This window comes from Halomonas sp. KM007, assembly GCF_050709225.1.
Taxonomy (GTDB): domain Bacteria; phylum Pseudomonadota; class Gammaproteobacteria; order Pseudomonadales; family Halomonadaceae; genus Vreelandella; species Vreelandella hamiltonii.
Genome location: NZ_CP136131.1, coordinates 2795014 through 2818341, shown reverse-complemented (window position 1 = coordinate 2818341; position 23328 = coordinate 2795014). Strand labels below are relative to the sequence as shown.

Genomic DNA, 23328 nt, shown 5'->3' with positions numbered 1-23328 from the left:
AGGTTCTTTCCGAAGGTCATGCCTGCTTGTTAACAGCGGGGCTATCCGTTTCGGGTGGCGCTTCGCTCAGGTCGTTCCCTTCACTGCGGTTGATCACGGACGAGCCGACCAGGTCTCCCGTCACGTTCAGTGCCGTGGCCCCCATGCCGACCAACGCATCGATTGCCGTCAATAGCGCCACGGTTTCAATGGGCAGGCCCACTTGAGCAAATACCGTCGCGATCATGATGATACCCGCCCCCGGCACACCCGCCGTCCCGACGGTCACTAGCGTGCCGATCAGCACGATCTGGGCCATGCTCATGAAATCGAGCGGGGCACCAATGACGTTGGCGGCAAACACCGCCGAAATGGCAATACGAATTGCCGCGCCATCCATGTTCAGCGTTGCCCCAAGCGGCAAGCTGAAGCCATAGATGCTTTTCGGGATGCCCATGCGTTGGGCTGCATTGATGGTCAAGGGTAGCGTGCCTGCACTGCTTTGCGTCGCAAAAGCAGTCGCCATGGGCGTGCGCGCCTCACGAAAGAAGGTGCGTAACTTCACTCCGAACAGCATCATGATCAGACAATAAATCAGCAGCTGTACCCCCAGGGCGATATAGAGCACCATCACCATATCCCCCAGCGATACCAGGGTTGCCATTCCCTGCTGGCTGACCGTCTTGGCGACAATGGCAAAGACCCCTATCGGTACGAAATGCAGCACGCCAGCCATGACCTTGAGGGTGACTTCGTTCAGCCCTTCGATCACCTGATAAAGCTGTTCTCCCAGCGCATGCTGCTGCTCGGATTGGCGCAACTTCAGCAGGGCAATGCCAAAGACCAAGGCGGTAAAAATGATGCCCAGCATGTTCAGCTCGGCAAAGGCCGTCACGATATTTCTGGGCACGATGTTCAGCAAAGCATCGACCACGCCAGGGCTCTCGGGAACCGAAAAGCTCGCACTATCATTCAGCGTCATGCCGCTGCCAGGACTGAACAGCGTCGCCACGCTCAAGCCCACCATGATCGCCAAGGCGGAGGACCCCAAATAGTAGAAGAACACCTTGCCCCCTACCCGGCCGGCGCTCCCCTCACGCGATTGATTCACTCCCACCATGAGCGTGAACAGCACGATGGGCACGATGAGAAAGGTCAACAGACGCAGCAGCAAATCCCCGACCGGGCCTAGCCATGTGGCGACCCACTCGCCGCCCACCAGGCCGACCAGCACGCCCAAAACCAGCGCAATGGTCACGCGTAAAATAAGCGACGCCTGAAGATAGCGCTTCCATAGATATTTCATTGAGTGCCCTGTTGGTATAAATGGTTGGTAGGAATCAGTAATAGGAATCAGTGGTCTACATCGTGCGTCGCAACATCATGACGTGGCCTAGCTTAGCATGGCGCATGGGCCCCATTTTACAACGCGCATGAAGGCCCCGTTCTCCACCACCCTAGCCACGCCACAGGTTTTCTCTTCGATTGCCGGAGCTCCCATAAACAGCATCAACCCCAACAAGCTACACCACAGCAAATGGACCGCGGTCACGCCTCGCAACAAGGAAAAACATTTCATCGTGACCCAACTGCTGCGCGACGAGGAAGAGCAGGTCGTCGATGTCGTGCTGGAAGCCGTGCATTCCCACCGTGAAACCACGCTGCCCTGGCAGGCGCTCAAGGATGAGCAGACGTGGAAAATGGGCTGGAAATAGGCCATTCCATGGCAATACTCAAAAAATAATCACGAAAGGCTTTGACCCGGCAGCGCAAGCATGACACTGTAGCGTCAGTTGGTTAGTAAGCAAGCAGCATGGTTTCAGTTGCGTACGATCTTTTTCGTTAGCCTGAATATTGTATTCCTTGTTTCACCCGCTACTTCATCTGGGTCATACCAGGAATTTTATTAAGGCGCATCAGCGCAAAGGATCTACACAATGGCAACTGGCACAGTTAAATGGTTTAACGACACCAAAGGCTTCGGTTTCATCGCTCCTTCTGACGGTGGCGACGATCTGTTTGCACACTTCTCCGAAATCCAGTCTGACGGCTTCAAAACCCTGCAAGAAGGCGCTAACGTCTCTTTCGACGTTACCCAGGGTAAAAAAGGCCTGCAGGCTTCTAACATCAAGCAAATCTCCTAAGTCTTCGGACTTGAGCATTTGCTGGAACCCACGCCTCGTGTGATGGGCTCCACCAGAAAGGCCCGCTTCGGCGGGCCTTTTTGCGTTTGAGCGTCATCTGCAAACTACACTCGCTCCCAGACGATGAGCCGTGTATCCACGGTCAACGACAGCGCCTCCAGATTCGCCGCTCGCTCACGGCCTTCGGCACTGGCGCGGTAAAGGTGAGGCGTCATGGCCAGCAAATCGCCAATCGGCTCGGCCCCCTTCAAAGTGACCGCATAGCGCAACTCATGCGCTGAATGCGCCACAAAGCCTGCGGGCACCTCGGGGGGCTTGTCACGGGCGGGCTTCAGGGTCGGGTAGATGACCTCGCGCAGCTCTCGCAAATGCTCAGGCCCCGCTTCCACCTGCAGCAGCTGCCCACCCGGCTTGAGTACCCGCGCAAACTCCGCATGCACCGGAAAACCGAACAGGCACAGCACGCTGTCCAGCGTGGCCGACTGTACCGGCAGCTGCGCATTGCTGCCCACCACCCAGCGGCACGTCTCGGCCCCCTGTTTGGCAGCCGCCAGCACCGCCCACTTGGAAATATCCAACCCCATCAGCGCCAGCGACTGTTCGGCTGGCCACCGCCCCGCCAGCTCACGCAGGTAGTACCCCTCGCCACACCCCGCATCCAGGCAGTGATACGCCTCCTGCCCATGCGCATGGCGCTGGAGGATCTCGCTCACCGACTCGGCAATCGGCCGATAATGCCCCGCCGCCAGAAAACGCTGGCGGGCAGCCACCATGGGCTTGCTATCGCCAGGGTCCGTCGAGCGCTTCTGCTGCACCGGCAGCAGGTTCACATACCCCTGTCTGGCCACATCGAAAGCGTGACGAGCGACACATCGCCACGTATTGCCTTCCAGATAGAGCGGTTCGCCATCGAGCGGGCAGGCCAACGCCTGAAAGGGGGTGCTATTCATCAATGGGGATTCTCTTGGCAGCCTTGTCGAGCGTATGCGCAAGCACGCTATACTGCATCACCCTGCAAGACGATCAGTTTCAAAACCGACCACGATACCGGAAAGCCCGCACAACACAATGCGCGCAGGTGTATCAGGCATCCGGCAAACAAGGCGAGACACCATGCAAGCATTGCTGCGCAGCGCGGGCGCCTGGCCCTACCTGATGGCCATTTTCCTCAATGCGTTTGTGGATCTAGGGCACAAGATCGTTATCCAGAACACGATTTTCAAAAGCTACGACGGTACGCAACAGGTGGTGCTGACGGCGCTGGTGAATGGCCTGATTCTGCTGCCGTTCATTCTGCTGTTCAGCCCTGCGGGCCATCTTTCCGACCGAATCCCCCGCGTCAGCGTGCTGCGCGTCTCGGCCTGGGCGGCCGTGGCGGTGTCGCTCGGTATCACGGCGGCTTACTACCAGGGCTGGTTCTGGCTGGCGTTTGCCATGACGCTGCTGCTGGCCATTCAGTCGGCCTTCTACTCCCCTGCCAAGTACGGGTTGGTGAAAGGGCTGTTTGGCAAGCCACGTTTGGCCGAGGCCAATGGGCTGGTGCAAGCCGTCACCATCGCCGCGATACTGGCAGGCACCGTGGCCTTTACCGCGCTGTTCGAATACTGGGTGCCTGCGGGCGGCGGCTCCCCTGCCGAACTGCTGCGCCACATTGCCCCGTTGGGTTGGCTGCTGGTCCTCAACAGCGTCCTGCAGGTGGTCGCTCTGTACCGCTTGCCGCTGGACCCACCGCGCCCCGCGCCTACCCCCTTGACCTGGGCGCGCTACCGCAGCGGCACCGCCCTCAGGGAAAACCTGCGACTGATTGCCCAGCAGCCCGTACTGCGGTTGTCGATCATCGGCCTGGCCACGTTCTGGTCGGTGGGCCAGGTGCTGCTGGCCGCCTTTCCGTCCTATGCCAAGGATACGCTTTCCATCGATAACACGCTGGTGCTGCAAGCCATCCTGGCCGCCAGCGGGATCGGGATTGCGCTGGGGTCGCTGCTGGCCAGCTCGCTGTCCCGAAACCGCATCGAAACCGGGCTGATTCCGGTGGGAGCCGTTGGGGTCGCCATCGGCCTGTGGTGCCTTCCCCTGTTCACGACGCCCACCAGCCAGGCGTTGAACTTCGTGTTCATCGGCATCATGGGCGGGCTGTTCATCGTGCCGCTGAACGCACTGATTCAGTTCCATGCGGCCGACCACCAGTTGGGCACCGTGATGGCCGCCAATAACTGGATCCAGAACCTGGCCATGCTGGGCTTTCTGGCGCTCACCGCGCTGTTCGCTCTGGCAGGGGTCGATAGCCACTATCTGCTGCTGTTGATTGCCAGCGTTGCCATGGCGGGCGGCGCTTACACTATCTTGAAACTGCCGCAGAGCCTGGTGCGCTTCGTATTGGGATTTCTGCTCACCCGCCGCTATCGGGTTGAAGTGCATGGCCTGGAGAACCTGCCTGCCCAGGGGGGCGTACTGCTGCTGGGCAACCATATCAGCTGGATCGACTGGGCCATGGTGCAGATTGCCAGCCCACGCCCCGTGCGCTTCGTGATGCTGCGCTCCATTTATCAACGCTGGTACCTGCGCTGGTTTTTCAAGGCCCTGGGCTGCATCCCCATCGAACGCGGCGAGCAGGCCGACATTGCGCTGGCCAAAGTGGCCAACATGCTCAATGCAGGCGAGGTCGTGTGCCTGTTTCCAGAGGGTGCCATCAGCTATAACGGCCAACTGGGCGAGCTGCGCCGAGGCTACCAGCGCGCCTGCCAGCAGGCCGACCCGAGTGTGTGCATCGTGCCCTTCTATCTGCGCGGGCTGTGGGGCAGTCAGTTCTCCCGCTCCTCCAGCAAGCTGAAGGAACTGCGCAACGCGCCGCTGCACCGCTCCGTGGTGGTTGCCTTTGGCAAGCCGCTGCCGAAAGACACCTCCGCCGATGTGCTCAAGCGGCGCATTTTCGAACAGGCCACCCACTCCTGGCTGCACGCCATGGATACCTTGCCCAGCCTGCCCTGCGCCTGGATCAAAAGCGTCAAACGCCGCCCCGGCGCGCCTGCCGTGGCAGATACGTTGGGTGGCGCATTGAGTGCCGGCCAGGCGCTCACGGGCAGCCTGTTGATCGCCAAGCGTCTGATGCGCCACAGCGCCCAGGAGCCCGTCGTCGGGGTGTTGCTGCCCACCAGCTCGGCGGGGGTATTGGCCAATATGGCGACGCTGTTGGCGGGTAAAACGCTGGTCAACCTGAACTATACGGCCAGCCAGGAAGCGCTGGCCTTTGCACTTCAGCAGGCAGAGGTACGCACGCTGCTCACCTCCCGACGCTTTGTCACCAGGCTGGAGCAGCGCGGCCTCGACGTCACACCGCTGTTGACCAGCCTTCGCGTTCTTTACCTGGAAGACCTGCAGGCCAGCATGACGCGCCGGGAGCGGCTGATGACCTGGCTAGCCGTTCGCTGCCTCCCCGGTTGGCTGCTGCAAACGCTCTTCTGCCGCGCACAGGATGCCCGCGCCACGGCGGCCATCCTGTTCTCCAGCGGCAGCGAAGGAATGCCCAAGAGCGTCATGCTCAGCCACCGCAACCTGATGGCCAATATCAAGCAAACCTCCGACGTACTGAACACCCAACACGACGATGTGGTGATGGCCTCGCTGCCGACATTTCATGCGTTTGGGTTCACGGTGACTCAGCTGCTGCCACTGGTGGAAGGGCTGCCCCTGGTCTGCCACGCCGACCCGACCGACGTATCCGGGGTTGCCAAGACCGTCAGCCAGCACCAGGCCACCATCATGTTCAGCACCTCCAGCCTGCTGCGGCTGTTCAACCGTCATCCCAAAGTGCAAGCCGAGCAGTTGCACAGCCTACGCATCGTGGTCGCCGGTGCCGAGAAGCTGGATGAGCGCGTACGAGAAGGCTTCATGGCCAAGTTCGGCAAGCCCATTTATGAAGGTTACGGGGCCACCGAAACCGCTCCGGTGGTCTCGGTCAACTTGCCCGACACGCTGGGCTCCCGTTCGCAGCCGCTGCAAAAGGGGCATCAGCCGGGCACGGTGGGCATGCCGCTGCCGGGCACCAGCGTGAAAGTGGTCGACCCGGAAAGCCTGGATGAACTGCCCACCGGGCAAGCCGGTATGGTGATCGTCAGTGGCCCTCAGGTCATGCAAGGCTACCTTAATGACCCCGAACGCACTGCCTCGGCACTCAAGACACTGGATGGGCAACGGTGGTACGTCACGGGCGATAAAGGATACATGGACGAAGACGGCTTCTTGACCCTCATCGACCGCTACACGCGCTTTGCCAAGAAAGCCGACTTCGCGGGCGCCAAGCGGTTGGCAGAGCAGCAGCTCAGGGAGCCTTGATACTCAGTAGCGCGGCCGACAGAGGGCAAACGGCAAGGACTTTCACAGGCACGGACACAGACACAAACACAGGCAAATGCGCCCCTAGTCGGGGGCGCTGTTGCCTCCGGTTTCTGAGCTGCTTTCGCTGCTGGCGTCTCCGCGGTTGTCGCTGCTGCCTTCGCCGGGCCCGCGGGGGGTGCGTTCATGGGTTTCCTGGCGGGCGCTCGACGTGGTTCCCGAGCGCTGGCCGTGGCCCTTGGCAACGTCGTGGTGGCTAATGACCATGACCTCGCGGGGCCACCATTCGGGGTGCTCATCGCGGATGTAGGCCATGAGCTGCTCGCGGATGTTCATTTCGGCGGTCCAGCCCGATAGCGGGTCGGAGGTCATCAGGTAGCAGGTGACGGTCTGCGCATGTGCCGTTTGCCCCGTGACGTAGCACAGCAGCTTGTGGTGCTCGACTACGGACTCTTCGGCCTCGGCAAATTCGATAAACTTTTCACGAATTTTGGAGATGTCGGCACTCAAGTGCAGCGTCAGCTCCAGAAAGCGATACATCTTGGCACTTTTGACCGACAGGTTCTCGAAGGGCTTCGAGATGAAGTAGGTCACCGGTACGATCAAGCGACGCTCATCCCAGGAGCGCAGGCGGATAAAGGTATAGAAGATACCCTCTACGTAGCACCATTGGCCCTCGAAGATCACCAGGTCACCGATGCGCACCGGCTTGGCCAGGGAGAGCTGAAAAGAGGAAAGAATGTTGCCCAGCACCGCCTGGCCCGCAATGCCCACCAGCACGGCCAGCACGCTGGCCGAGGCCAACAGCGAAAGGCCCAGGGATTCGAACAGCTTGATCTGCCCCAGCACGTACACCGATACCGACACCAGCGTGACCAGGATGATGCCGCGCCGCAGGGCATACAGGCTGGTCAGCAGACGGCGCTTGTCGCGGGGTTTGGTATCGTCGATTTCCCCCACCAGACGACGCGTCATGCGCAGCATGATGGTATCCACCAGGCGTAGCGCGATGGTGCCCCCGCCCCAGGCCATCACGGCAATCAGCAATACCCGGAAGGTGGTAGTGGCCACGGCGGAAAACGACACCACGTAATCCAGCAGTGCCTGAGTGAACAGCGCCATCACGATCAGCGCAACGGGCACCCCGATCTGGTCGGCGAAGATGGTCGATACGCCGGAGGGCAACAGGCGCGCCACGAGCCTCACGGCATAGTAGGCCACGACGCCCACTCCGCTCACCGTCAGCAGAAACAGCGGAATGGCCAGCCACTCCCAGACCTTCAGCATGCCGAACGAGGTCTTGAACCGCTCGGGGATATACTGCTCGATCACCGAAGGCCCGTACTCTTCATACAGCTCGGGAATCGCTGACACACTCTCCGGCATCACCAGCCACACGGGGTCTTCATCGGGGATGCGGTAACGGCCCAGGCGCACATCGTACGCATCGCCATTGATCTGCAACGAGGCCAGCTCGATATTACGTCGGGGTTGGCCGGTCATCGGGTTCTGGCCGGACGGGTCTTCAATGGCCGCATCCTGGCGCCCGGACAAGTTGGAGGCGTTGAGCCACTCGCCGCGCCGCAATACTTCGGCCAGCTGCTCGGCCAGTTCGGCCCCCCGGCCGGGCTGCTCACCCGAGTCGATATCCGCCAGGTTGAGCAGATGCGCGGCGGCCGCGTAGTCCCCCTCCTCGGTGAGCGTCAGGAAGCTGCGAATCGCTTCCCTGGGCGCTAGCCGCTTGACCTCTTCCGGCACTTCGCCCAGTCCGGCATTCAGCGTGTCTGCGGTGAACCAGCGTTCATCTTCGCTTTCGTCGCCCTGGCTCTGCGCCAGGCCCATGTGCGAGAAACATAGCCCTACCAGCAGTACTAGCCAGTATCGCCATCCGTGTGCTTTCGTCATTCTCGCCTCTATCCGTGCTTATGGTTGGACCAAGTACAGACCACGTTAGCCTGTGAGGCAAGTCACGCCCCGGCGGGCGATCACGGTGCCAACCCTCCCAGGCGCTGCAACGCCTCATCATAAAGCCCCGTCAGCAGTAGTGCCCCAGTGCCACCAGCCACAGCACCACGCCTGCGCCCAACACCAGCCACTGGCCAAGGGCGTATCCGAGCAACAGCAGCGCCAGCCAGGCGCCATATACGGCTACAGGCAGAAAAGCGTGGGTCAACGCGCCCGACAGCCAGTGCATCATCAGCAGGGTCACCGGCACCCCGCTGCCCAACGCCAGCACGCGCAGCGCCCAGCCCGCTGACCAGCCCCGCCGCTGCACACCCCACTCCCAACCGGCCAGCGCCACGCTATTGACCACCGCCAGTCCCCACAGGCCCGCCACCTGAAGCCATCCCAACGCACCCCATAACCCCCAAACGCTGGCATAGAGCCAGATGGCCATGTTCACCAGCCCACCACAGCAGCCACAGCTCGCTCAGGCGGGCCATGACGACCCAGGGCAGGGCCAATACCGCTCAACCCGCAAACAGTTGCCACGGGTCTGCCCCGGTTTGATACACCTGCCCGATCAGCGCCAGCAGCACACCCACCACGCACACCGCCATGCATAGCGCCAACTGCCTGCCCCTGGGCCGCCGGGACTGCCACAGCGCCATGCCCACGGCCAGCAACAGCACGGCTTGCAGCAAGCCCAGCCGCGCCCAGCGTCCCATGCCGGCCCAGTGGTAGGCCACGAAAAACAGCAGCGCACCGGCAAGGGCCAGGCAGCCCAGCCAAGGCAGCAGCCGCATGAACAGCTGGTGCCAGTCCGCGCTCGTTGGGTAGCTCAGGGGGTTCTGCTCATCAACTCTTGAAGGCATACGCATGGAGTCCACAGGGGCCAAGGCCTTGGCCAGTAAGACATGACGCCAGTCAGCGCCAAAGCGATATAAAGGTTGTACACTGAAACAGAAGTGGAGAACTTCTCCTGCCATCCATCGTCAAAGGTGACGCTCTTCCTGCACCTTGGACATGCTCTTCTACGCAGAGGCTCCCCCATGCTGATAAAAATTGCCAAGCCCAGTGATTTGAAAGAATCGGATGTCACCCCGGAATCCATCTATCTGTCGCGCCGACAATTCATGGGCGGCATGGCAGGGCTGGGGGCTGGGCTTGCGCTGTCGGGGCACGCCCGCGCCAATGCAGACTATTCGGATGTGCCAGCGGGCAGCGGCCCAGAGTGGCTGCAGCAAAAGATCGGCGATACCCAGTGGGGAGCCGTGACCCCCAGCGACCCCGATACAGACACCCTAACCCCCTTCGACGATGCCAGCGGCTATAACAACTTTTATGAGTTCGGCACCGGAAAAACCGACCCCGCCCGCCGGGCTGGCAGTTTAAAAACCGAGCCCTGGAGCGTGGTGGTCGATGGCGAGGTGAACAACGGTGGTCGCTTTGCGCTGGAAGACCTCGTCAGCCCTACCCGGTTCGAAGAGCGCATCTACCGCTTGCGCTGCGTGGAGGCGTGGTCGATGGTCATTCCCTGGCTGGGCATTCCGCTGGCCGACATCATCACTCGCGCCGAGCCCACCAGCAAAGCCAAGTACGTGCGCTTCGAAACCCTGGTGGACCCAGAGCAGATGCCTGGCCAGCGCTCATCGTTTTCGCTGATCGACTGGCCTTACGTGGAGGGCCTGCGCATGGATGAAGCCATGCACCCGCTGACCCTGATGGCGCTGGGCATGTATGGCCGCGAGCTGCCCAATCAAAACGGCGCACCGCTGCGCCTGGTGGTGCCCTGGAAGTACGGGTTCAAGAGCATCAAGTCGATCGTGCGCATTTCGCTGGTCGAAGAGCAGCCGATGAACTCCTGGCAGCGGATTGCCCCCAACGAGTACGGCTTCTATGCCAACGTCAACCCGGAAGTGGATCACCCCCGTTGGAGCCAGGCCACCGAACGCCGCCTGCCCAACAGCCTGTTCAGCCCCAATACCATGGACACCCTGATGTTCAACGGCTACGCCGACGAAGTGGCCGAGCTGTATGCCGGCCTGGACTTGAGAGCCAACTACTGATGGCCACACCACGCACCTGGTGGCTATGGCGCGGCGGCGTGTTCCTGGCCGCGCTGGCCCCCCTGCTGTACTGGAGCGGTCAGGTGGCCAGCAACGCCGCTGGCCCGGAACCCGGGCGCTACCTGCTACTGAACCTGGGCATTGGCGCGCTTTGGCTATTGCTGATGACCCTGAGCCTGACCCCGCTGACCAAGCTCACCCGCTGGAAAGGCTTCAACCTGATCCGGCGGCAGTTGGGGCTGTGGACCCTCGCTTACGCGACCCTTCACCTGCTGAGCTATGCCCTGTTCATTCTGGGGCTGAACTGGGCACTGCTGGGCAGTGAGCTGGTCAAGCGGCCTTACATCGTGGTGGGCATGATAGCCCTGCTGGGGCTGGCCGTGCTGGGAGCAACCTCCAACCGCTGGTCGATGCAGCGGCTGGGCAAACGCTGGAAACCCCTGCACAAGTTTGCCTACGTCATCCTCGCCCTGGTAATGCTGCACTTCTTCTGGGTGGTGCGCGCCGACCTACGCGAATGGGCCGTGTATGCCGCCGTTTCCGCCCTGATCATGGCGACCCGCCTACCGCCAGTGGCACGCACGCTGCCCAAGCTGCGACAGCGTGCCAGTCAGCTCAGGTAGCACTAGCCGAACACCCGACGCAAATGGCGACGATACTCCGCCTTGTCGCGCTCGACGTCCGGTGCCTTGATGACATCGTTGGCGATGAACGTGGGCTGGGCGGCCAGCCCGACGAACTGCTGGGATTTGTGGAACGCAAAGTAGACGCCATCGACCCCACGCCCTTCAAAGAAGTTGCTCGGCTCATCGAAGGCTTCGGCAGGGGCATTCCAGGTCAGCGACAGCATGTAGTGGCGGCCCTGCAGCAGCCCGCCGCTGCCGTACTGCTTGGAAGGGTCCTGACGCGAACGGCCATCGCTTGCGTACAGCGCGCCATGCCCCTCGGTAAAGACTTCATCGATATAGCGCTTGACCGTCCAGGGCGCGCCCATCCACCAGCCGGGCATCTGGTACACGATGGTGTCGGCCCACAGGTAGTGCTGTACTTCGGCAGCAGTCTCGTAGCCTTGCTCGATGACCGTCTCGCGCACGTCATGCCCCAGTTCCAGCAGGGTTTCCTTTGCGACGGCATGCAGCGTATTGTTGAGTTCACCACCAGAGTGGGCAAACGCCTTACCGCCATTGATCAACAGTATCTTCATGACTGACACCTCACTTTGTGGTTGACTGGCCCGCCTAATGATAAACAGCGGAGCATTGAGTGGGCGCTATTGTGCAGTGAACAATGCCATGAAAACAGCGTACTTCCCGCAAGATACTCTTGCTCAAAAATCAACAATCACTTGCCACGACCAGGCCTGATATTCATGAAAAGCACTCTGGAAGAGCAGCAAGCCTTCATTACCGTCGTGGACTGTGGCTCGATCACCGCCGCCGCCGAGCAGTTGGCCATGACGGTCTCCGGCGTCAGCCGCGCCCTGCACCGGCTGGAACAGAAGCTGGGCACCACGCTCCTGCGCCGCACCACCCGGCGGCTGGAGCTGACGGAAGAAGGCGACACCTTTCTGACCCACTGCCGCAGCATCCTGACCGCCGTGGAAGCCGCCGAAGAGGCCGTGCAGGACCGCCATCAGCAGCCCAGCGGGCGGCTGCGCATCAATGCCGCGCCCAGCTTCATGCAGTTCGTGGTGGTGCCGCTGATCGAGGAGTTTCGCGCCCGCTACCCGCAAATCACCCTGGAGCTGGATACCCATGACCGCTTTGTAGACCTGCTGGAACAGCGGGTCGACCTGGCCATTCGCATTGGCGCGCTGGAAGATTCGTCGCTCCATGCGCGCCCCCTGGGCCACAGCGCCCTGCGCGTGCTGGCCAGCCCCGCCTACCTGGCGCGCCATGGCACCCCCTCTCAGGTAGCGGAACTGGCCCAACACACCCTGCTCGGTTTCAGCCAGCTGGACCACCTCAACTGCTGGCCGTTGCACGGAGCCGATGGCCAGCCGCTACACATCACGCCCACCCTGGCGGCGTCCAGCGGCACCACCCTGCTGGAGCTGGCAATCTCAGGCGTCGGTATCGTGTGCCTGGCCGATTTCATGACCCAAGCACCCCGCCAGCGTGGCGCGCTGGTAGAAGTGTTGCCCGACCACACCACGCTGATCACACAGCCCATCCATGCCGTCTACTACCGGCAGGCCACGCTTTCCCATCGCACGCGGCTGTTCATGGAGTTTCTGGCCGAGCGGTTGCCACCGCAGCTTGCGGTGCCGTGATGTCAGTACAGCCATCCACCGCCAGCCCTTGCATACGCACGCCTATCGACGTGATGCTGGTGGTAACCCGCCTGTTCTATTTCTCTGCCAGGTGGTCACGTTTCTGCTGAAACGCATCGCTGAATGCGGCCGCCAAGGCTGCCCACGCCTGGCTGAAGCGGCCCAGACGGGCAAGTCTCAGCATTCGCGCCAAGCGTAGAAGGCGCAACAGGAAAGCGTTGTTGTGGACCATGAAACCCAGACAGATAATACGGTTAGTGACCGACAAGCCCTGCTGAAGGCGAGCTTCAGGAGCTAACTGCCGATGTAGCGCGGCTCTGAATGAGGTCATGTGATAAAAGCGTTCAGCCAGTGAGGGGAAAGAGACGTCACTATAGCGCTAAAATCTGCCAAGCTGCTTACCCGCCAGTGGCTGCATGGCGGCAAAGCGATTAGCATTCTTTTTGGCCGAGCCGACTGGCCACGAGACAACGCCCAGCAGACAACGTGTCGCGAAAGCCAACATCCACTAAGGTGATGACACTCCATCGTTAAAAGGGATTGCGCAATGATCGAAACAAGGGAAGAACTCGACGCCATCAAGAAGTCCTGCCATGCCATGGTGACACGCAGCGCGGGCCTCTCTGCAGGTACGGCGATGATTCCCGTGCCGGGGCTGGACATTGGCTCGGACGTGGCGATCCTGATGCGCATCATCCCCAAGATCAACAGCCAGTTTGGGCTAACGCCGGAGCAGATCGACCGTCTGGATACCGAAAGCAAGCTGTTCGTCATGACCGCCATCTCCAATACCGGCAGCAAGATGGCGGGCAGGTACATCACCAAAAACCTGATCGTGACCCTGCTTGGCAAGATGGGCATCAAAGTCGCCGCCAAAGGCACCAGCAAATTCGTCCCGCTGATTGGCAGCGCCGTGGCGGGCGGCATCAGTTTTACCGCCATGAAATACATGGGCAACAGCCACATCGAAGACTGCTACAAGGTCGCGTTGGCCGCCCTGGAAAACCGTCAAATCGAACCGATGGCCGACGCCGACCCCGAGGCGCCAGCCGATGACTCCCACCCGACCGAGACGCCGTAGCGTCGACCAACAAGGAAACACAATGCCTGCTTATGTCGTTTTGACCCGTGAACACACCCACAACAGCGAAGAAATGCAGCGCTACAGCGAAAAGGCCAAAGCCGCTCGAGAAGGCCACGACCCGCAGCCGCTGGCCTTCTACGGAGACTTCGAAGTGCTGGAAGGCAGCGCCATGGAAGGCGCCGTGATCCTGCGCTTCCCCGACATGGCCGCCGCCCGCGCCTGGTACCAAAGCCCCGCCTACCAGGAAGCCCGCCAACACCGCTTCCTGGGCGCCGATTACCGCGTCTTTTTGGTAGAGGGTATTGAAGAGGTGTGATGGCGCAACAAGTCGCCCTCGATGGGGATGAACTGGCTGGCGGCGTTGATCAGGGAAGCAGCGGTAAGCTGGGGCACGCCGTAGACTTCCACCCGTTTGCCGTGGCCCTCACGGATCTTCTGCGCCAACAGGTCGAAGTCGCCGTCGCCGGAGACCAGCACCACTACATCCGCCTTCTCGGCGTATTCGATGGCATCGAGAGTGATGCCCACGTCCCAATCACCCTTGGCCGAACCATCCGCGCGCTGAATGAACGGCTTTAACCTGACCTCGAAGCCAATCGAACGGAGGATATTCTGGAACTCACGCTGCTTGGCATCGCCCTTGTCGATGGCATAGCAGCGGGCGGCCAGCACCTCCCGGTTCGCCGTTGCCTTGGCCCAGAAACGGCGGTAATCGAAGTGCCTGCCGTAGGCGTCGCGTACGGTGTAGTAAACGTTCTGAGTGTCTACGAAGATGGCAACGCGGGTCATGGCACGGGGGCCTCGGCAGTGAGTGTGCCCCCATGGTACGCGATAACCCATGCCCTCGAACTCAGTATATTGGGCTCCTCACATCAGACCTTCACTCCTGAATAAAAGAGGCCATGAGCCTGGCGTCAAGCCGCTTTCTAGCCATGACGGCGCGCGCGCCACCCCAACACACGCTCCTGAAGCCCCATCACGAATACGAAAAACACCGGAACGAACAGCACCACCAGCAAGGTACCGCTGACCATGCCGCCAAACACGCCGGTGCCGATGGCGTGTTGGGTATTGGCGCTGGCGCCGTAGGGGGGGACGAGGAGTCATGATCAGCATCGAGGATCGCCAACGTGCCGTAGAGCTGATTGCTGCCGCCTGCAACGAGGGCGCCACCTTGACGGCTGCCTGTGAAGTCGTCGGGATTTCTATCCGGACTCACCAACGCTGGATGCAGACGGGAAAGCTAACAGGCGACAAACGCCCTTTAGCCGAACGCCCAGCCCCCGCTAATGCGCTGACCCCAGAAGAAGAGGCCGAGATCTTGAGGCAATGCCACCGTGACGAGTTTGCTGCTTTACCGCCGGATCAAATTGTTATTCGGCTGATGGATGAAGAGCAGCGTTACATTGCCTCCGTATCGAGCTTTTATCGAGTGCTGCGTAAACATGGCCAGCTGGCACACCGGGGACGCGCCAAAGCCCGCAAATCACAGCCAGCGCCGACTACACATACAGCAACCGCCCCCAACCAGGTGTGGTCCTGGGACTGCACCTGGCTTCCTGGGCCAGCCAAGGGTACCTACTACTATCTGGTGATGATCCTCGACATCTTCAGCCGTAAAGTCGTGGGCTGGGAAGCCTTTCTGGGGGAGTCTGCAGCTAACTCACGCCGTGTCATTGAGCGAGCCGTGCTGGCCGAAAACATGGTAGGCCAGCCTCTGGTGCTGCACGCAGATAACGGCAGCCCCTTCAAAGGCGTTACCTTGCTTGAGAAGCTGAGAGATCTGCAGATCCAGCCTTCGTTCAGTCGACCGCGTGTGAGCAACGATAACGCCTTCTCCGAGGCTCTGTTCCGCACCTGCAAGTATGTGCCGAACTACCCTGTCAGTGGCTTCGCTGACCTATCAGCTGCCCAGCGTTGGGTGCACGGCTTCGTCCAGTGGTACAACTATGAGCACCGCCACAGTGCTATCCGCTTCGTGACGCCGATGCAGCGCCACACAGGAGAAGACAAAGTCATATTGGCCAAGAGACATGCCCTCAACCTTGCAGCCAGAGCTGTGCATCCTGAGCGCTGGAGTGGAGACACCCGCAACTGGCATCCTGTGACATTAGTATCGCTAAACCCAGAGCGCCGGGTAGTTAGGGAGGTAGAGAAAATAGCTGCATAAAAATCAAACAGGGCGACAGATACCTTGACAGTTACCGCACGGGACCCGACACCTAGTACTTTTGTTCGGGTATCCAGTCGCCAGCAGTAAGCATTAACGAATACGAATAACAGCGCCCTAAATTTGACAAGCTAGTATTAAAAAATTCATTTTTATGTAATAGACATACTCCCTTATTCTCATGATCTCTAATCAATCATGTATCGCAACCTTTCCCATTGGATAGCATCACATGGTGTTAGGTAAAAAAGTCGCTATCCAGGGAAAAGAAAAAATCAACACGACGGTAACCACTTCCATCAGAATAAACCAGTTGGCTCCCGCGAAAACATCCGTCAAGGTCGTATCCTTATCCAACCCAGCAATCACATACACATTCAAACCGATTGGGGGAGAAATCAGCCCGATCTCACACATCTTGATGGCCAGAATGCCAAACCAGATAGGATCAAACCCAAGGCTTGTCACCACTGGAAAAAGGATAGGGAGCGTAATGACCAACATAGAAAACGCATCCAAAAACATCCCCATTGGCACATAAAGCAGTAAAATCAGGGCAATAATGACAATAGCAGGCAAGGGCAGATCGATCACCCAGCCGGACACCAGTTGCGGCACACGAATCAGGCTAAGAAAAAAACTATAAATACCGGCTCCGAGCATGGTCATCATGATCATCACGGTAGTATTAACGGCATCTCTTGAAGAGATACCAATTGCTTTTACTTTGCTCGCCCGATCCTGGCGAGAAAAAAGCAAGAATAAAACAGCGGCCATTGCCCCCAAAGACGCGGCTTCAGTCGGCGTGGCCCAGCCAGTATAAATACTCCCCAAGACCACCACGATCAGTAGCATGAGCTGCCAAGCCTTGCGCAATGAAGTAAAACGCTTCTTCCAACCAATGCGCTCACCTTTGGGACACATCTCTGGTTTGATCAGCGCAATGATCGAAACACCCGCAACAAAGACGCCCACGGAAAGAATGCCAGGCAGTATGCCGGCCATCAGCATTTTGCCCGCCGAAACCTCTGTCAAGGCAGCATAGAAAACCAGCAAGACACTAGGGGGGATCAACACCCCCAACACTCCTCCCGCAGCCACACACCCAGCCGAAAGACGTTTATCGTAGCCAGCTTGCTTCATTTCGGGTAACGAAATGGAACCCACGGTTGCCGCCGTGGCCACACTTGAGCCCGAGGTGGCAGAAAAACCAGCACATGTAAAAATCGTCGAGATAGCTAGCCCGCCGGGCAAATGCCCACACCATCGTTTGGCCACATGGAAAAGCGATTTCCCCACTCCAGCATGAAGCGCGAAATTACCCATAATGATGAAGAGTGGAATCACTGTCAGCAAGTAAGCCGCTGTTTTATTAAACGCAAAGTTCTGCAATACATTATAAATATAGGTCACATCTTGCACTAACAAGATACCGACCATCCCAGACAGACCCAGCGCCGCAAAAACGGGCACCCCTAATCCCATCAATACGAATATCAACCCAACGGACAACAAACCTAGCCATACGGGATCAGTCATGAGCGCCACCAAAAGCAGAGTAAACAGAAATGACAAAATGCAAAAACATTTGAATGAATGCCAACAACAAGCTTACCGCCACGATGATTTTCACCCACCAAATTGGCATTTGCATGATCCCCCAGCGAAACTCCCGGTCCATCGTTGACACATAGGCGCCTTCAATACTTGGAAGGGCAATCGCAATCAAAAAGACGGCACCAAACAACCACGCCACACTTTCCCAAGCTAGCCGTACACGGGGCGAGCAACGCTCACTTATCAAGGTAACGCGTATATGCTTACGGTCATGTTGCGCCCATAACAAGCCAAGATACACAATGATTGCCATGGACACTTCCGAGAACTCATAAACGCCTGGAAGGGGAAAATTGAAAAAGCTACGAGAAGTTGCATCCAGTGCCGTTGACACCATCATGAACAACAGTGCCATTGAAGCACCACATCCCATCAAAAATGCCAACCCGGATTCCATTTTTTTTAAACCACGCATTCAGATACCCTCACATCAGGCATTATTTAAAGGGCTGCCGAGCAGCAGCCCAAACCGTCATGTGCAATGACGTCATGAAATGCGTTGATAAATCTCATAGGGTGTTTCCAGGTCCCCACTGGCATCATGCTCTGCGATGGCATCATCGATGACTTGTTGCATTTCATCGCCATCAATACCCGCATTCCTGGCCACGGTATTCACCCATTGATTTACCTGTTCAGGCTGGACCATATCTCTAGCGGTTTCGATTTGTTGCTGATCCCAGGTAGAGAACTGAGCGCCTTCCGCCATCGCTTTACGCACCCGATCCTCCGCTATGGAGGCATAGATTTCACGGTACTTGCCTGAATAGATTTCATCTGCCAATGTTTGCATGACCTGCTTGATATCATCCGGCAGACGGTTCCAGACATCGATACCGATGACCGTTGCAGACGGGCCATGAGGTCCAGCGCCAATCTCGGTGATATAAGGAGCCGCCTCATGTAGTGCATAGCTGATGGCAGTGATGAAATCAAAGCCATAAGCCCCATCCAGCACACCACGCTCCAATGCTGAATAAACTTCTGGCGCCGCCATGGGAATAGCTCTTCCCCCCAGGCTTTCAACCACATCCGTCCCCACGCCATATCCCCGGATCCGCTTGCCACGCAAATCTTCAATCGATTGAATAGGCTCTCGCGTTATCAGAGGGCAATAGTACCAATTGGTCCAATAGAGAACTTTGGATTTATGACGACTTTCCCATTCCTGCCGTAGTGGCTCATAACGCTGGTAGACGTCTCGGCATACTTTTAACCTGAATCCGTGAGACCGGCCCCCGGAAGCACTTCTAACCCACTGACCTGCATGGCAATATAGCCATTATCGCCATTCACCCAGACAGTGCCATGCCCAACATAAAGTTCCGCGCCAGTTGCCGCACCCTCACCAGCCACGCCGGGCTGTCCATCATCGGGCAATGCTTCGAGATCGCTGGCGTCGACAGCATCGACAGCCGCTTCCCCACCACGCTGGGCATGCGCACCAGTGACGTGATCAAGAGCTACCTGGGCCTGCTGTGTCTGGGCATGAGCGACTATGACGCTGTCGAGAACTTCCGCCGCGACAAGCCCTTCCAACAACTGCTGACCCTGCAGAAGGTGCCGAGCGCGGCGACACTGCGACAGCGGCTGGAAAAACTTGCCGCCAACGACCTGCAGGCGCGCACCGCCACCTGGTCCACGACCCTGCTGTCACTGATCGAAGCACCGATCACCGCCGAGACGACGCACGTCTGCCTGGACATCGACACCTTCGTCATGGACAACAGCAACTCGAAGAAGGAAGGCGTCTCGCGGACCTACCAGAAGGTCGATGGCTACACCCCGATCGCCGCCTATCTGGGCAACGAAGGGTGGTGCCTGGGTCTGGAACTGCGGCCTGGCAAGCAGCACACCATGAAGGAGAGCAACGCCTTCCTGGAGCGGGTACTGCCTCGCGCCCAATGCTTGACCAAGCAACCGATCCTGTTACGCGAGGACAGCGGCTTCGACAGCCAGGCGCACCTGGCGCTTCTCGAACAGCAACGCCAGGTCTTTGCCGACGAGGGGCGCCGGCTCGACTATGTCGTCAAATGGAACCCGCGTGGCTCGGCCACGGCTGATCGAGATACCTGGCTGGCGGTGGCGGCGGACTACTGGGAAGAGCTGCGTCCTGGCAAGCGCCAGGCGCTGTGGTCGCAGACCGTCTCGATCCACGACGACAACAAGACCGAATACGTCGTCCAACGCGTGATGCGCCTGGTAGAGCGCACCGCCGATCGCGATGGCCAGTTGCTGCTCGAACCGGACTATGAGTTGGAAGGCTGGTGGACCAGCCTGGACGAGGCGCCGGAGGCGGTGATCAAACGCTACCAGGCGCATGCCACCCATGAGCAGTTTCACAGCGAGATCAAGACCGATCTCGACCTGGAGCGCTTGCCGTCCGGCAAGTTCGCCACCAACGATCTGATCCTGCATCTCGCCCAGTTGGCCTACAACATCCTGCGCCTGATGGGACAGCTGGGCATGACCGGCGAGCTGAGCCCGGTTCGCCACCCGGCCAAGCGGCGCCGGCTGCGCACCGTGCTACAAGAGCTGGTGCACCGTGCGGCTCTCGTGATTCACAAGGCACGGCAGATCATCCTCGACTTCGGGCAGGATATCGGGCGCATGACGGTGCTCAAGACGCTGCGGAGCCGAGTGCGTTATCCACGAGGAACGCCATGCTGACCGTCAATCGGCGACACTCTATCCACAAGCAGTTCCAAGCGACACGCGATCGCCAGATATGTCGTGCCTGGCGGGTGGAAAGGCATGACAAAACGGGCCGTCAGCACCGATCAGCACGGTGGGTTTTGGCAATAACGGGCTTGCGAAAGCCAACTTGCACGGGGCGAATGATCAAAAAGTGCTCGCTGGCGGTGATAGGGAAAGTGTCGGCGCCGGCTTCACGGATTCAGGTTTTAACAGAGCATCCGCTCTATTCATTTTGTAATACCACTCCAGTCCTCGTGTCACGGGCAGGTCACTTTGATAGTATCCTGGGGAAATCAGCGACACTTCTGAAATGCCATTTCTGATCGCATTCAAATGAGCTCCCGCCTGGTTCAAAGATTGTGCCCAGTAGAAATCAACTTCAATGGCTCCGTTGGTTCGCTTCACCAGCTCATCTAAAAACCATTTATCCAACACGGATGGAGAAGCATGTTCCGTTACATATGAGTCATATTTCAACCGTACAGGCGACTGACCCAAAGCCATGCCAGGCAGGGTGGTCAGGGTAAGAGTTCCACCGACGGAAATGGCACTCAACTTCAGAAAATCTCTTCTTTTCATCATTAACTCCTCGCACTGTCAACGCTTATTGGCTTTATTATAACTGTCGTCATCTGACTCAGCTATTGAGGACACTAATCTGATAATTATTGTTTAAAAAGCATGCTATCCTGACTATCTACCTGAATCCGTGAAGCCGGCGCCGACACTTTCCCTATCACCGCCAGCGAGCACTTTTTGATCATTCGCCCCGTGCAAGTTGGCTTTCGCAAGCCCGTTATTGCCAAAACCCACCGTGCTGATCGGTGCTGACGGCCCGTTTTGTCATGCCTTTCCACCCGCCAGGCACGACATATCTGGCGATCGCGTGTCGCTTGGAACTGCTTGTGGATAGAGTGTCGCCGATTGACGGTCAGCATGGCGTTCCTCGTGGATAACGCACTCGGCTCCGCAGCGTCTTGAGCACCGTCATGCGCCCGATATCCTGCCCGAAGTCGAGGATGATCTGCCGTGCCTTGTGAATCACGAGAGCCGCACGGTGCACCAGCTCTTGTAGCACGGTGCGCAGCCGGCGCCGCTTGGCGGTGGCGAACCGGGCTCAGCTCGCCGGTCATGCCCAGCTGTCCCATCAGGCGCAGGATGTTGTAGGCCAACTGGGCGAGATGCAGGATCAGATCGTTGGTGGCGAACTTGCCGGACGGCAAGCGCTCCAGGTCGAGATCGGTCTTGATCTCGCTGTGAAACTGCTCATGGGTGGCATGCGCCTGGTAGCGTTTGATCACCGCCTCCGGCGCCTCGTCCAGGCTGGTCCACCAGCCTTCCAACTCATAGTCCGGTTCGAGCAGCAACTGGCCATCGCGATCGGCGGTGCGCTCTACCAGGCGCATCACGCGTTGGACGACGTATTCGGTCTTGTTGTCGTCGTGGATCGAGACGGTCTGCGACCACAGCGCCTGGCGCTTGCCAGGACGCAGCTCTTCCCAGTAGTCCGCCGCCACCGCCAGCCAGGTATCTCGATCAGCCGTGGCCGAGCCACGCGGGTTCCATTTGACGACATAGTCGAGCCGGCGCCCCTCGTCGGCAAAGACCTGGCGTTGCTGTTCGAGAAGCGCCAGGTGCGCCTGGCTGTCGAAGCCGCTGTCCTCGCGTAACAGGATCGGTTGCTTGGTCAAGCATTGGGCGCGAGGCAGTACCCGCTCCAGGAAGGCGTTGCTCTCCTTCATGGTGTGCTGCTTGCCAGGCCGCAGTTCCAGACCCAGGCACCACCCTTCGTTGCCCAGATAGGCGGCGATCGGGGTGTAGCCATCGACCTTCTGGTAGGTCCGCGAGACGCCTTCCTTCTTCGAGTTGCTGTTGTCCATGACGAAGGTGTCGATGTCCAGGCAGACGTGCGTCGTCTCGGCGGTGATCGGTGCTTCGATCAGTGACAGCAGGGTCGTGGACCAGGTGGCGGTGCGCGCCTGCAGGTCGTTGGCGGCAAGTTTTTCCAGCCGCTGTCGCAGTGTCGCCGCGCTCGGCACCTTCTGCAGGGTCAGCAGTTGTTGGAAGGGCTTGTCGCGGCGGAAGTTCTCGACAGCGTCATAGTCGCTCATGCCCAGACACAGCAGGCCCAGGTAGCTCTTGATCACGTCACTGGTGCGCATGCCCAGCGTGGTGGGGAAGCGGCTGTCGATGCTGTCGACGCCAGCGATCTCGAAGCATTGCCCGATGATGGACAGCCCGGCGTGGCTGGTGAGGGTGCGGCAACTGGCGCGGAACTTTATGTTGGGCATGGCACTGTCTGGGTGAATGGCGATAATGGCTATATTGCCATGCAGGTCAGTGGGTTAGAAGTGCTTCCGGGGGCCGGTCTCACGGATTCAGGTATCTACGTAGCGGTATACGTACAACTACGTATACCCATAGGGCACCTCCTTTACCTTTCACCAAGGCTAATCCTCTAACTGAATAATTTTGGAAACCAGTTCAGCAGTATTCCGACATCCTAGCTTTTTCATGATTTTGGCGCGATGCGCTTCAACCGTCCTATGTGATATTTGCAGCAGCCTACCTATTTCCTTGCACGTATGACCATTCGCGATGTAGCCCGATATCTCCAACTCTCGCATGGTAAGGTGATTAGATTTATCCTGGCCAACTTTGATTTTTGTAAAAGACCATACCGCCAGTTCAAAAGGGGCGGAGGGTGTCAATGTTTTTCCGACTGTTTTTGTCCAAAACACCTCTCCTCGACTGTTACACATGAACCGCTCATCAATACACTTATGGTTTTTCAAAAGATCTTGATAGCGCAGTTCACCAATTGACTTGAAATCGGCATAAGAGGGGTACATTTTCAACATGAGCTGGCCAATCAGGGTACTGCGCTCGTAACCAAACAGTTCACAAAACGCTCGATTACACTCAAGCACACGACGATTTTTAGTCACCACGATGGCACATGGCGCATGCTCGAACGCTATAAAAAGCAGATCATTCCCGATGACGCTGGCGTTCATAGTTCC

Annotated in this window: 24 protein-coding genes and 1 pseudogene; 11 read left to right on the top strand and 14 right to left on the bottom strand. The window is 58.9% G+C overall.

Annotated elements, in window-relative coordinates; genetic code table 11:
• Positions 1-16: 16 nt before the first annotated feature.
• Positions 17-1285, bottom strand: coding sequence for a dicarboxylate/amino acid:cation symporter (locus RVM27_RS13295; RefSeq protein ID WP_039183853.1), 1269 nt, complete (start codon positions 1283-1285; stop codon positions 17-19).
• Between the two features lie 193 nt (positions 1286-1478).
• Between RVM27_RS13295 and RVM27_RS13290 the strand changes: the two genes are divergently transcribed.
• Together RVM27_RS13290 and RVM27_RS13285 are read left to right on the top strand one after the other, a co-directional pair.
• Positions 1479-1694: a TIGR02450 family Trp-rich protein gene (locus RVM27_RS13290; protein ID WP_498957780.1), complete on the top strand. Its 216-nt coding sequence runs from the start codon at positions 1479-1481 to the stop codon at positions 1692-1694.
• Between the two features lie 222 nt (positions 1695-1916).
• Positions 1917-2123, top strand: coding sequence for a cold-shock protein (locus RVM27_RS13285; protein WP_009095703.1), 207 nt, complete (start codon positions 1917-1919; stop codon positions 2121-2123).
• A gap of 104 nt (positions 2124-2227) precedes the next feature.
• Here RVM27_RS13285 and RVM27_RS13280 read toward each other — a convergent pair whose 3' ends face one another.
• Complete coding sequence (locus tag RVM27_RS13280; protein ID WP_498956804.1) at positions 2228-3073, bottom strand: class I SAM-dependent methyltransferase; 846 nt, start codon at positions 3071-3073, stop codon at positions 2228-2230.
• Between the two features lie 163 nt (positions 3074-3236).
• Between RVM27_RS13280 and RVM27_RS13275 the strand changes: the two genes are divergently transcribed.
• A complete protein-coding gene (locus RVM27_RS13275) occupies positions 3237-6455 on the top strand; it encodes an acyl-[ACP]--phospholipid O-acyltransferase (RefSeq protein WP_498956803.1) in 3219 nt (1072 codons plus the stop codon).
• A gap of 84 nt (positions 6456-6539) precedes the next feature.
• On the opposite strand, the gene RVM27_RS13270 is transcribed toward RVM27_RS13275, so the two are convergent.
• From RVM27_RS13270 to RVM27_RS13260, 3 genes are all read right to left on the bottom strand, one after another.
• Positions 6540-8360, bottom strand: coding sequence for a mechanosensitive ion channel family protein (locus tag RVM27_RS13270; protein ID WP_498956802.1), 1821 nt, complete (start codon positions 8358-8360; stop codon positions 6540-6542).
• A gap of 130 nt (positions 8361-8490) precedes the next feature.
• Positions 8491-8859, bottom strand: coding sequence for a hypothetical protein (locus tag RVM27_RS13265; protein WP_498956801.1), 369 nt, complete (start codon positions 8857-8859; stop codon positions 8491-8493).
• A 67-nt stretch (positions 8860-8926) separates the two neighbouring features.
• Positions 8927-9271: a DUF2157 domain-containing protein gene (locus tag RVM27_RS13260; RefSeq protein WP_498956800.1), complete on the bottom strand. Its 345-nt coding sequence runs from the start codon at positions 9269-9271 to the stop codon at positions 8927-8929.
• A gap of 177 nt (positions 9272-9448) precedes the next feature.
• Here RVM27_RS13260 and msrP point away from each other — a divergent pair, with 177 nt between their 5' ends.
• Both msrP and msrQ read left to right on the top strand, forming a co-directional pair.
• Positions 9449-10465 (top strand): protein-methionine-sulfoxide reductase catalytic subunit MsrP, encoded by a 1017-nt coding sequence (msrP, locus tag RVM27_RS13255; RefSeq protein WP_498956799.1) that lies wholly within the window; start codon positions 9449-9451, stop codon positions 10463-10465.
• Positions 10465-11088, top strand: a complete 624-nt coding sequence (gene msrQ, locus RVM27_RS13250) for a protein-methionine-sulfoxide reductase heme-binding subunit MsrQ (protein WP_498956798.1) — start codon at positions 10465-10467, stop codon at positions 11086-11088. Before msrP ends, msrQ begins: the two co-directional genes overlap by 1 nt.
• A 2-nt stretch (positions 11089-11090) precedes the next feature.
• On the opposite strand, the gene RVM27_RS13245 is transcribed toward msrQ, so the two are convergent.
• Entirely contained in the window at positions 11091-11669 is a 579-nt protein-coding gene (locus tag RVM27_RS13245) for an NAD(P)H-dependent oxidoreductase (protein WP_498956797.1), read from the bottom strand.
• A gap of 165 nt (positions 11670-11834) precedes the next feature.
• Here RVM27_RS13245 and RVM27_RS13240 point away from each other — a divergent pair, with 165 nt between their 5' ends.
• On the top strand, positions 11835-12737 hold the full coding sequence (locus tag RVM27_RS13240; protein ID WP_100730830.1) for a LysR substrate-binding domain-containing protein: 903 nt from the start codon (positions 11835-11837) through the stop codon (positions 12735-12737).
• A gap of 76 nt (positions 12738-12813) precedes the next feature.
• Here the strand turns inward: RVM27_RS13240 and RVM27_RS13235 are convergent, their stop codons facing one another.
• Positions 12814-13068 (bottom strand): hypothetical protein, encoded by a 255-nt coding sequence (locus RVM27_RS13235; protein WP_232710704.1) that lies wholly within the window; start codon positions 13066-13068, stop codon positions 12814-12816.
• A gap of 216 nt (positions 13069-13284) precedes the next feature.
• Here RVM27_RS13235 and RVM27_RS13230 point away from each other — a divergent pair, with 216 nt between their 5' ends.
• Both RVM27_RS13230 and RVM27_RS13225 read left to right on the top strand, forming a co-directional pair.
• Positions 13285-13818 (top strand): hypothetical protein, encoded by a 534-nt coding sequence (locus RVM27_RS13230; RefSeq protein ID WP_039183489.1) that lies wholly within the window; start codon positions 13285-13287, stop codon positions 13816-13818.
• Positions 13819-13840: 22 nt separating this feature from the next.
• Positions 13841-14137, top strand: a complete 297-nt coding sequence (locus RVM27_RS13225; protein WP_016914775.1) for a DUF1330 domain-containing protein — start codon at positions 13841-13843, stop codon at positions 14135-14137.
• Here the strand turns inward: RVM27_RS13225 and RVM27_RS13220 are convergent.
• Positions 14098-14610: a LabA-like NYN domain-containing protein gene (locus RVM27_RS13220; RefSeq protein ID WP_498956796.1), complete on the bottom strand. Its 513-nt coding sequence runs from the start codon at positions 14608-14610 to the stop codon at positions 14098-14100. The two genes, RVM27_RS13225 and RVM27_RS13220, sit on opposite strands and share 40 nt — an antisense overlap.
• A gap of 113 nt (positions 14611-14723) precedes the next feature.
• On the opposite strand from RVM27_RS13220, the gene RVM27_RS13215 reads away from it, so the two are divergent.
• Both RVM27_RS13215 and RVM27_RS13210 read left to right on the top strand, forming a co-directional pair.
• Positions 14724-14930, top strand: a complete 207-nt coding sequence (locus RVM27_RS13215) for a hypothetical protein (RefSeq protein WP_498956795.1) — start codon at positions 14724-14726, stop codon at positions 14928-14930.
• Positions 14927-15991, top strand: a complete 1065-nt coding sequence (locus RVM27_RS13210; protein WP_498956794.1) for an IS3 family transposase — start codon at positions 14927-14929, stop codon at positions 15989-15991. Before RVM27_RS13215 ends, RVM27_RS13210 begins: the two co-directional genes overlap by 4 nt.
• A gap of 228 nt (positions 15992-16219) precedes the next feature.
• Here the strand turns inward: RVM27_RS13210 and RVM27_RS13205 are convergent, their stop codons facing one another.
• From RVM27_RS13205 to dctP, 3 genes are all read right to left on the bottom strand, one after another.
• Complete coding sequence (locus tag RVM27_RS13205; protein WP_498274562.1) at positions 16220-17530, bottom strand: TRAP transporter large permease; 1311 nt, start codon at positions 17528-17530, stop codon at positions 16220-16222.
• Positions 17523-18023 (bottom strand): TRAP transporter small permease, encoded by a 501-nt coding sequence (locus tag RVM27_RS13200; protein ID WP_498274563.1) that lies wholly within the window; start codon positions 18021-18023, stop codon positions 17523-17525. Before RVM27_RS13200 ends, RVM27_RS13205 begins: the two co-directional genes overlap by 8 nt.
• A gap of 72 nt (positions 18024-18095) precedes the next feature.
• A complete protein-coding gene (gene dctP / locus RVM27_RS13195; RefSeq protein WP_498957779.1) occupies positions 18096-18698 on the bottom strand; it encodes a TRAP transporter substrate-binding protein DctP in 603 nt (200 codons plus the stop codon).
• A gap of 218 nt (positions 18699-18916) precedes the next feature.
• Between dctP and RVM27_RS13190 the strand changes: the two genes are divergently transcribed.
• The gene (locus RVM27_RS13190; RefSeq protein ID WP_498956793.1) at positions 18917-20278 is read left to right on the top strand and encodes an IS1380 family transposase; all 1362 of its coding nucleotides are present in this window, start codon (positions 18917-18919) and stop codon (positions 20276-20278) included.
• Between the two features lie 171 nt (positions 20279-20449).
• Here the strand turns inward: RVM27_RS13190 and RVM27_RS13185 are convergent, their stop codons facing one another.
• From RVM27_RS13185 to RVM27_RS13175, 3 genes and pseudogenes are all read right to left on the bottom strand, one after another.
• Complete coding sequence (locus tag RVM27_RS13185; protein WP_498956792.1) at positions 20450-20884, bottom strand: type 2 periplasmic-binding domain-containing protein; 435 nt, start codon at positions 20882-20884, stop codon at positions 20450-20452.
• 352 nt (positions 20885-21236) lie between these two features.
• Positions 21237-22596: pseudogene (locus tag RVM27_RS13180) on the bottom strand (IS1380 family transposase).
• Between the two features lie 159 nt (positions 22597-22755).
• Positions 22756-23322, bottom strand: a complete 567-nt coding sequence (locus tag RVM27_RS13175) for a LuxR C-terminal-related transcriptional regulator (protein WP_193460866.1) — start codon at positions 23320-23322, stop codon at positions 22756-22758.
• Between the last annotated feature and the right edge of the window lie 6 nt (positions 23323-23328).

Coding starts and splice junctions, on each gene's coding strand:
- RVM27_RS13295 (WP_039183853.1), bottom strand. CDS start 1,285: ATGAAATATCTATGGAAGCGCTATCTTCAGGCGTCGCTTATTTTACGC.
- RVM27_RS13285 (WP_009095703.1), top strand. CDS start 1,917: ATGGCAACTGGCACAGTTAAATGGTTTAACGACACCAAAGGCTTCGGT.
- RVM27_RS13280 (WP_498956804.1), bottom strand. CDS start 3,073: ATGAATAGCACCCCCTTTCAGGCGTTGGCCTGCCCGCTCGATGGCGAA.
- RVM27_RS13275 (WP_498956803.1), top strand. CDS start 3,237: ATGCAAGCATTGCTGCGCAGCGCGGGCGCCTGGCCCTACCTGATGGCC.
- RVM27_RS13270 (WP_498956802.1), bottom strand. CDS start 8,360: ATGACGAAAGCACACGGATGGCGATACTGGCTAGTACTGCTGGTAGGG.
- RVM27_RS13260 (WP_498956800.1), bottom strand. CDS start 9,271: ATGCCTTCAAGAGTTGATGAGCAGAACCCCCTGAGCTACCCAACGAGC.
- msrP (WP_498956799.1), top strand. CDS start 9,449: ATGCTGATAAAAATTGCCAAGCCCAGTGATTTGAAAGAATCGGATGTC.
- msrQ (WP_498956798.1), top strand. CDS start 10,465: ATGGCCACACCACGCACCTGGTGGCTATGGCGCGGCGGCGTGTTCCTG.
- RVM27_RS13245 (WP_498956797.1), bottom strand. CDS start 11,669: ATGAAGATACTGTTGATCAATGGCGGTAAGGCGTTTGCCCACTCTGGT.
- RVM27_RS13240 (WP_100730830.1), top strand. CDS start 11,835: ATGAAAAGCACTCTGGAAGAGCAGCAAGCCTTCATTACCGTCGTGGAC.
- RVM27_RS13235 (WP_232710704.1), bottom strand. CDS start 13,068: ATGACCTCATTCAGAGCCGCGCTACATCGGCAGTTAGCTCCTGAAGCT.
- RVM27_RS13230 (WP_039183489.1), top strand. CDS start 13,285: ATGATCGAAACAAGGGAAGAACTCGACGCCATCAAGAAGTCCTGCCAT.
- RVM27_RS13225 (WP_016914775.1), top strand. CDS start 13,841: ATGCCTGCTTATGTCGTTTTGACCCGTGAACACACCCACAACAGCGAA.
- RVM27_RS13220 (WP_498956796.1), bottom strand. CDS start 14,610: ATGACCCGCGTTGCCATCTTCGTAGACACTCAGAACGTTTACTACACC.
- RVM27_RS13215 (WP_498956795.1), top strand. CDS start 14,724: ATGAGCCTGGCGTCAAGCCGCTTTCTAGCCATGACGGCGCGCGCGCCA.
- RVM27_RS13210 (WP_498956794.1), top strand. CDS start 14,927: ATGATCAGCATCGAGGATCGCCAACGTGCCGTAGAGCTGATTGCTGCC.
- RVM27_RS13205 (WP_498274562.1), bottom strand. CDS start 17,530: ATGACTGATCCCGTATGGCTAGGTTTGTTGTCCGTTGGGTTGATATTC.
- RVM27_RS13200 (WP_498274563.1), bottom strand. CDS start 18,023: ATGCGTGGTTTAAAAAAAATGGAATCCGGGTTGGCATTTTTGATGGGA.
- RVM27_RS13190 (WP_498956793.1), top strand. CDS start 18,917: ATGCCCAACATAAAGTTCCGCGCCAGTTGCCGCACCCTCACCAGCCAC.
- RVM27_RS13185 (WP_498956792.1), bottom strand. CDS start 20,884: ATGAAAAGAAGAGATTTTCTGAAGTTGAGTGCCATTTCCGTCGGTGGA.
- RVM27_RS13175 (WP_193460866.1), bottom strand. CDS start 23,322: ATGAACGCCAGCGTCATCGGGAATGATCTGCTTTTTATAGCGTTCGAG.